We start from the raw sequence: 7,200 nt of genomic DNA on the forward strand, positions 1-7,200 counted from the left end.
CCCTTGCGGGCCTCGCGGATCGCCTCGGGGTTGACCTCGGAGACGACGAGCGGCACGTCGGGGTCCATGCGCCACGCCGAGGAGTTGTCGATGACGATCGCGCCCGCCGCGGCGAACCGGGGCGCCTGGACCTTCGAGGTCGAGCCGCCCGCGGAGAACAGCGCGACGTCGAGGCCGGTCGGGTCGGCCGTCTCGGCGTCCTCGACGACGATCTCCGTGCCCTTCCACGGGAGCGTGCGGCCCGCGGAGCGCGCGGACGCGAAGTAGCGGATCTCGGCGACCGGGAAGTCGCGCTCCTCCAGGAGGCGGCGCATGACCGCGCCGACCTGCCCGGTCGCGCCGACGACCCCGACCCGCAGGCCCTTGACCTCAGCCATGACTACCGTCCCGTCCCGCCGTAGACCACGGCCTGATCCTCGGAGCTGTCGAGATCGAACGCGGTGTGGACCGCGCGGACGGCGTCGTCCAGGTTCTCGGCGCGTGTCACGACCGAGATGCGGATGTCCGACGTCGTGATCATCTCGATGTTGATGCCGGCACCGGCGAGCGCCTTGAACAGCTGCGCCGAGACGCCCGGGTGCGACTTCATGCCCGCACCGATGAGCGAGAGCTTGCCGATCGCGTCGTCGTACTGCAGGGACGCGAAGCCGATCTCCGCCTGACGCTCGGTGAGGGCCGTCAGCGCACCGGCGCCGTCGTCCTGCGGCAGGGTGAACGAGATGTCGGTCAGCCCGGTCTTCGCGACCGACACGTTCTGCACGATCATGTCGATGCTCACGCCGGAGCCCGCGACGACCTCGAAGATCCGCGCGGCCTTGCCGGGCACGTCGGGCACGCCGACGACCGTGATCTTGGCCTCGCTGCGGTCGTGGGCGACGCCCGCGATGATCGCTTCTTCCATGTGACCTTCCCCTTCCGGTCCCGGCCTGGGGACGTCCGTCACCAGTGTCCCCGTGTGCCCCGAGAAAGACGACCTCACGTGCACCGGCACGGCGTAGCGGCGCGCGTACTCGACGCAGCGCAGGACGAGCACCTTGGCGCCCGACGCGGCCATCTCGAGCATCTCGTCGTAGCTGATGCGGTCGATCTTGCGCGCCGACGGCACGATGCGCGGGTCCGCGGTGAAGACGCCGTCGACGTCGGTGTAGATCTCGCAGACGTCGGCGTGCAGGGCGGCCGCGAGCGCGACGGCCGTGGTGTCGGAGCCGCCGCGACCGAGCGTCGTCACGTCGTTCGTGTGCTGCGTGACGCCCTGGAAGCCCGCGACGATCGCCACGGCGCCCGAGTCGATCGCGGCGCGGATGCGGCTCGGGGTCACGTCGATGATGCGGGCCTTGCCGTGCACCTCGTCGGTGATGACCCCGGCCTGCTGGCCCGTGAACGACTGCGCGTCGACGCCGAGGTTCGCGATCGCCATCGCGAGCAGCGACATCGAGATGCGCTCACCGGCCGTCAGGAGGATGTCCATCTCCCGGGATGGCGGGATCGGCGTGATCTGGTGCGCGAGGTCGATGAGCTCGTCGGTCGTGTCGCCCATCGCGGAGACGACCACGACCACGTCGTTGCCCGCGCGCTTCGTCTCGGCGATCCGCTTCGCGACGCGCTTGACGCTGGTCGCGTCCGCGACGGAGGAACCGCCGTACTTCTGCACGATGAGGGCCACGAGGGTGCGCTCCGGGGGAAGGTGCTGGGGGGAAGAACTCGGGGGGACGAGCAGAGGTGTGAGCCGCGGAGGATCCCCGCAGCCGCCGCGATTCTAGAACCGCCCACGGTGTGGACGGCGGGCGTTCCGCATCCCGGACGATCAGGGGCCGACCCGCGCACCTGCCGCCGTCGGGACGCACACAGACTCTGCACAGCGTTCCGGCCCGCGCGACCTACGAGCCGCCCTATGTTGTCGGGATGACAGAAGGTGCAGGTCAGACGGACAGCGCTGGTCAGGACGTGCTCATCGACGCGCACGACGGCATCGCCGTCCGCGGGCTGCACCGGTCGTTCGGCGCGGTGCACGCGCTCGCCGGGGTGGACCTCGATGCCCGGCCGGGGCGCGTCACGGCGCTGATCGGACCGAACGGCTCCGGCAAGACGACCCTGCTGCTCGTGCTCGCAGGGCTGCTCGTCCCCCACGCCGGGCACGTGCGGGTCGGCGGGTTCGACCCCGTGACGGACGGCGCCCGGGCCCGGGCCCGCACCGGCTGGATGCCCGACACCTTCGGCACGTGGGACTCGCTGACCGCGCGCGAGGTCCTCCTGACGTTCGCCGCGGCCTACCGGCTCCCACGCGCGGGCGCTGAGGCCCGCGTCGCCGAGCTGCTCGAGACCGTGCACCTCAGCGAGTTCGCCGACCGACCCGCGAGCGTCCTGTCGCGCGGGCAGAAGCAGCGGCTCGGGCTCGCGCGCGCGCTCGTGCACTCCCCCGACGTCCTGCTGCTCGACGAGCCGGCGAGCGGTCTGGACCCCCGCAGCCGCGTCGACCTGCGCGTGCTGCTGCGGTCACTGGCCGCGCACGGCACGACGGTGCTCGTCTCGAGCCATGTCCTGTCCGAGCTCGACGAGCTCGTGGACGACGCCGTGTTCCTCTCGGCTGGACGGACCGTCACGGCCGGCACGCTCGTCGCCGCCGAGTCCGCGCGTCGGTCGTGGCGGGTCCGGGCGCTGTCGCTCGCAGCCCTGACCTCGTGGCTCACGTCGGTCGGCGCGGTGTGGCACCCCGACGCGGACGACACCCCCGCCGTGACCGGCTTCGGGCCACCCCGACCGGCACCCGACCGGCCCGGCGGGGTCCTCGTCGACATCGTCGACGAGGAAGGTGCCGCACGGCTCGTGCGGGACGCGGTGACCGCAGGCGTCGCCCTCACGTCGATCGCCCCCGCGGGCGGCGCGCTGGAGCAGGCCTACCTGGCCCTGGACGAGGAGCGACGATGAGCACCGTGATCGACGAGGACGCCGTCCCGACCGGCACGTCCGGGTCGCCGACGCCGGCCACGCTGCCTCGGACGTGGACGCTCACGTGGCACGGGATCCGGACGGTCGCGGAGCTCGAGCTGCGTCAGCGCATCCGGTCCACGCGGTGGATCGTGGCGCTCGTGGTGTGGTTCGTCGTCGTCGGCGCGATCACCGGGCTCGTGTGGCTCAGCACCAGGAACGCCATGGCGCCGGCTGACGGCCTCGACCCGAACGTGCGCAGCTACCAGGGGCCGATGATGTTCGGCCTCGTCGTGTTCTTCGTCCTGTTCCTCGGACTGCTCGTCGCGCCGACCCTCAGCGCGACCTCCATCAACGGCGACCGCTCCGCCGGCACCCTGGCGATCCTGCAGGTCACGCTGCTCTCACCCTTCGAGATCGTCCTCGGCAAGCTCCTCGCCTCGTGGGCCGCCGCGCTCGCCTTCCTCGTGGTGAGCGTGCCGTTCATCGGGATCGCGCTCGGCGCGGGCGGCACCCCGGTCCTCGCGATGTTCGTGTGCCTCGCGGTCCTCGCGCTGCTGCTCGCGGCCGTCTGCGCGATCGGCCTGGGGTTCTCGGCGCTCACCGCGCGCACCTCGGGGTCGGCCGTCCTGACCTACATCGCGGTCGCCTCGCTCTCGGCCCTCAGCCCCATCGTCTTCGGGCTCACCTACCTCACGACCACGCACGACGAGACGGTGCGGGTCTGGACGGTGCCCGCGTCCGGATGGAACGGGAACGCGGACACCGCGCCCGCCTGCGTCTGGGACGAGCAGGTCCAGTCCGTGAGCCACACCGAGCGCACCTGGTGGCTGCTCGCCATCAACCCGTTCGTCATCGTCGCCGACGCCGCGCCACAACCGAGCTCCGAGACGTACCGCATGATCAGTGGGGACCCGCTCGGATCCATCCGCAACGGTGTCCGCTCGCTCCGGGCCGGACCGGCGCACGAGGTCGACCAGTGCTGGTCGCAGCAGTCCCTGAGCAGCGACTACGTCTCTCCCGTGACGAAGCCGGACGTCGACACGAGCGCCGTGTGGCCGTGGGGGCTCGGGGCCAACCTGTTGCTCGGCGCGGCGGGCGTGTGGCTCGCCGTCCGACGGCTGCGGATCCCGCAGCGCACGCTCGCACGCGGCACGCGCGTCGCCTGACCCAGGAGCAGGTCAGATCTGGAGGGCGTCGTACTCCGCCTCGGCGGCGACGTCGTCGTCCACGTCGAGGCGCAGGTGGGCCAGCACGGTCTGCAGGACGCGCAGCGCGCTCGACGCCCGCTCGCCCCAGTGGGACAGGTAGGAGAACTGCCACCACCACAGCGCCTCGAGCTCGTGGCCGGACTCGTAGTGACGCAGGCCCTGGACGAGGGCGCCCGCGACCGTCACGAGGTCACCCGACACGGTCGACGCGGTCACCTCGGAGCCCAGGAGCGGATCGACGACCTCGGCGTAGTCATCGATGCCCTCGAGGGCGTTGGCCAGTGCCACGCGCAGCGGGTCGACGTCGGCATCCGGCCCGATGTCCGGCTCGTAGCGCTCGGGCGGGACGACGTCGACGATCGCGCCGAGCCGCGAGCCCGCCGCGAGCAGGTCCGAGACCGCGAGCAGCAGCAGGGGGATGGCGGCCTCGGGGTTGGTGCCCGAGCCGACCTCGGTGACTGTCGTGAGGAAGCTGCGGGCCTCGTCCGCGAGGGCGTGCGCGACACCCATCATGTCGTCGGTCTCGGTGTCGGGAGCGTCAGGGGACACGTCCGCTGCGCTGCTCGCCGGTGTGACGTCTGCCATGGTCGTTGCTCCCTACGCGCTGATCCGTCGTCGGCCCTCGAACGCCCGTCCGAGCGTGACCTCGTCGGCATACTCCAGGTCCCCGCCGACCGGCAGCCCCGACGCGAGCCGGCTGACGGTGAGTCCCATGGGGACCAGCATGCGCGCCAGGTAGGTGGCTGTCGCCTCCCCCTCGACGTTCGGGTCCATCGCGAGGATGACCTCGGTGACCGCTCCGTCGGCGAGGCGCGTCAGCAGGTCGCGGATGCGCAGGTCGTCGGGGCCGACGCCCGCGATCGGGTTGATCGCGCCACCGAGCACGTGGTACCGGCCGCGGAACTCCCGGGTGCGCTCGATCGCGACGACGTCCTTGGGCTCCTCGACGACGCAGATCGTCGCGAGCGACCGGCGCGGGTCGCGGCAGATGCGGCACAGCTCCTCTTGCGCGACGTTGCCGCACAGGGAGCAGAACCGCACGCGGGCCTTGACCTCGGTGAGCGCGTCGACGAGCCGGCGTACGTCCGCCTGGTCCGCCGAGAGCACGTGGAAGGCGATGCGCTGGGCGCTCTTGGGACCGATCCCGGGCAACCGCCCGAGCTCGTCGATCAGATCCTGAACCGCACCCTCGTACACGCGCTCACCCTACGTCCTCCACCCGACGACGACTCGGACCGACCGGCCGTCCGACTACCTCGTGGGGTCGTCGAGCTGCTCGTCGATCACCGTGCCGCCGAGGAGCTGGGCGACCAGCGGGGCACCCGTCAGGGACGTCGACATCAGGTCCGGGTCGTCGGGCGACGGGTCGTCCTCGACCTGGGCCTGATGAGCGCTCTCGCGGCCCGCCGCGTACGCCCGCTCGGCCGCCTCGCGGGCACTGACCGCATGCTCGACGACCGGGTGGTCGAGACCCTCCGGCACCGGGTAGTGCGCTGGCTCGCCGGGGTCGTCGTCGTACGGCTCGGGCGCGCCGGGGTCCTCGTCCGGGGTCGCGGACAGGGTGGTGTGCGCGGCGGCAGCGGCACGCGCGCCAGCGGCTCCGCCGACGGCGGCGTGACCCGAGGCGTCGTGGCCGGCGACTGCGCTGTGGTTCGGTGAGGCGCCGTTCGGTGAGGCGCCGTTCGGTGCGGCGTGGCTCGGGGTCGCGTCGCTCGCAGACCAGGGGTTCGCGGCCGAGCTGTTCGGGGCCACGCCGGGAGCCGTCGGGGCGGCGGTCGACGCCGTGGCGGTAGCACCCGTGCTGTCCCACGAGGCGGCTGCCTGGGCCGGCGTCATCGACCCGGCGCTGCCCGGACGGCCGTTGCGCACCGTCGTGTCACCGGTCCCACGACCGCGGCCGCGCGGGCTGCTCGAGCTGTGGGCAGGGTCGGCGTCGTGGTCGCCGGAGCCCTCGGCGGACGCCGGCGCTCCCCCGCCCGGCTCCGCGAGGACCGCCTCGACCCGCACGTCGAAGCCGAGCGTCTCGCGGACGGCCTGCTTCACGACGTCCGCGTGCGTGCCCCCCCGGAACGCCGTCGCGAGGCCCGGCGCGGTGAACGACAGGCGCAGGGTCGTCGCGTCGAGGTCGGCGACCAGCGCGTTCTGGCTGACCAGCACCCAGGTGGCCTTCTTCAGCCGCCCCAGGGTCTCGAGCACCTCGGGCCAGCGCCGGCGCAGCATCTCGGTGTCGGGACCGTTGGCCGCCGCAGGCGCCGGAGCGGGCGCGGGCTGCGCGGTGCGAGTCGGCGGCGCGACGGGGGTGGGCGGCTGCATGGCCGCTCCGGCTGCCGCGGATGTCGTCGTCCCGGGTGCGGCACCGGAGGGCGACTGCGCCGAGCGAACGGGAGCCGGCGCCGGGGCGGGCGCGGGCACGTCGGGTCGGCTCACGACTGGCCGAGCCGGGGCGGACGTCGCCACTGCCGGTGCAGGCTCAACAGGTGCGGGTGCAACGGGTGCAGCTGCAAGCGGTGCGGATGCGACGGGTGCTGACTCGACCGGTGCAGGAACAGGTGCAGTCGCGGCAGGTGCCGACGCGGCAGGTGCAGTCGCGGCTGGTGCCGACGCGACCGGCGCGGGTGCAACGGAGGCGGGAACGACAGGGGCCGCGACGACCGGCACCGACGGGACCGCAGTCGGCAGGAGCGGAGCAGGCGCGAGGGTCGCGGTCGACACGATCCCGCCACGCTCCAACCGGTCGAGCCGCGCACCGAACCCGGAGACGGAGTCGTCGGCGCCGGGCAGCAGCAGGCGGGCCATGAGCAGCTCGAGGTGCAGCCGGGGTGAGGTCGCGCCGGTCATCTCGGAGAGGGCGGCGTTCACCAGGTCGGCAGAGCGCGACAGCTCGGAGGCTCCCAGGTGCACCGCCTGGGTGCGCATGTGAGCGAGCTGGTCGGCCGGCACGTCGCGCAGCGCGGCGCTCGCCGCGTCGCCGGACGCGGCGATGACGATCAGGTCCCGGAGGCGCTCGAGGAGGTCCTCGACGAACCGCCGCGGCTCGTGACCGGTCGAGATGACGCGCTCGACG

The 7,200-nt window shown here is 73.0% G+C and carries 5 protein-coding genes and 2 pseudogenes; 2 read left to right on the top strand and 5 right to left on the bottom strand.

Going from position 1 to position 7,200, the window contains the following annotated elements; translation table 11 throughout:
- Together VFW79_RS14940 and VFW79_RS14945 are read right to left on the bottom strand one after the other, a co-directional pair.
- Positions 1-377 (bottom strand): annotated as a pseudogene (locus VFW79_RS14940) (aspartate-semialdehyde dehydrogenase); the annotation flags it as partial.
- 2 nt (positions 378-379) lie between these two features.
- Positions 380-1,663 (bottom strand): aspartate kinase, encoded by a 1,284-nt coding sequence (locus tag VFW79_RS14945; protein ID WP_329678087.1) that lies wholly within the window; start codon positions 1,661-1,663, stop codon positions 380-382.
- A 239-nt stretch (positions 1,664-1,902) separates the two neighbouring features.
- On the opposite strand from VFW79_RS14945, the gene VFW79_RS14950 reads away from it, so the two are divergent.
- Both VFW79_RS14950 and VFW79_RS14955 read left to right on the top strand, forming a co-directional pair.
- Complete coding sequence (locus VFW79_RS14950; protein WP_329678088.1) at positions 1,903-2,925, top strand: ABC transporter ATP-binding protein; 1,023 nt, start codon at positions 1,903-1,905, stop codon at positions 2,923-2,925.
- Complete coding sequence (locus VFW79_RS14955; RefSeq protein ID WP_329678089.1) at positions 2,922-4,094, top strand: ABC transporter permease; 1,173 nt, start codon at positions 2,922-2,924, stop codon at positions 4,092-4,094. The genes VFW79_RS14950 and VFW79_RS14955 overlap by 4 nt, the downstream gene beginning before the upstream one ends.
- Positions 4,095-4,106: 12 nt before the next feature.
- Here VFW79_RS14955 and VFW79_RS14960 read toward each other — a convergent pair whose 3' ends face one another.
- The 3 genes and pseudogenes from VFW79_RS14960 to VFW79_RS14970 all read right to left on the bottom strand — a co-directional run.
- Complete coding sequence (locus tag VFW79_RS14960; protein WP_329678091.1) at positions 4,107-4,649, bottom strand: DUF5063 domain-containing protein; 543 nt, start codon at positions 4,647-4,649, stop codon at positions 4,107-4,109.
- Between the two features lie 84 nt (positions 4,650-4,733).
- Entirely contained in the window at positions 4,734-5,333 is a 600-nt protein-coding gene (recR, locus tag VFW79_RS14965) for a recombination mediator RecR (RefSeq protein WP_329678090.1), read from the bottom strand.
- Between the two features lie 54 nt (positions 5,334-5,387).
- Positions 5,388-7,200: pseudogene (locus VFW79_RS14970) on the bottom strand (DNA polymerase III subunit gamma and tau); the annotation flags it as partial.

Origin of the sequence: Cellulomonas sp., assembly GCF_036279715.1 — a bacterium.
Classification (GTDB): Bacteria; Actinomycetota; Actinomycetes; order Actinomycetales; family Cellulomonadaceae; genus Cellulomonas_A.

Coding starts and splice junctions, on each gene's coding strand:
- VFW79_RS14955 (WP_329678089.1), top strand. CDS start 2,922: ATGAGCACCGTGATCGACGAGGACGCCGTCCCGACCGGCACGTCCGGG.
- VFW79_RS14960 (WP_329678091.1), bottom strand. CDS start 4,649: ATGATGGGTGTCGCGCACGCCCTCGCGGACGAGGCCCGCAGCTTCCTC.
- VFW79_RS14950 (WP_329678088.1), top strand. CDS start 1,903: ATGACAGAAGGTGCAGGTCAGACGGACAGCGCTGGTCAGGACGTGCTC.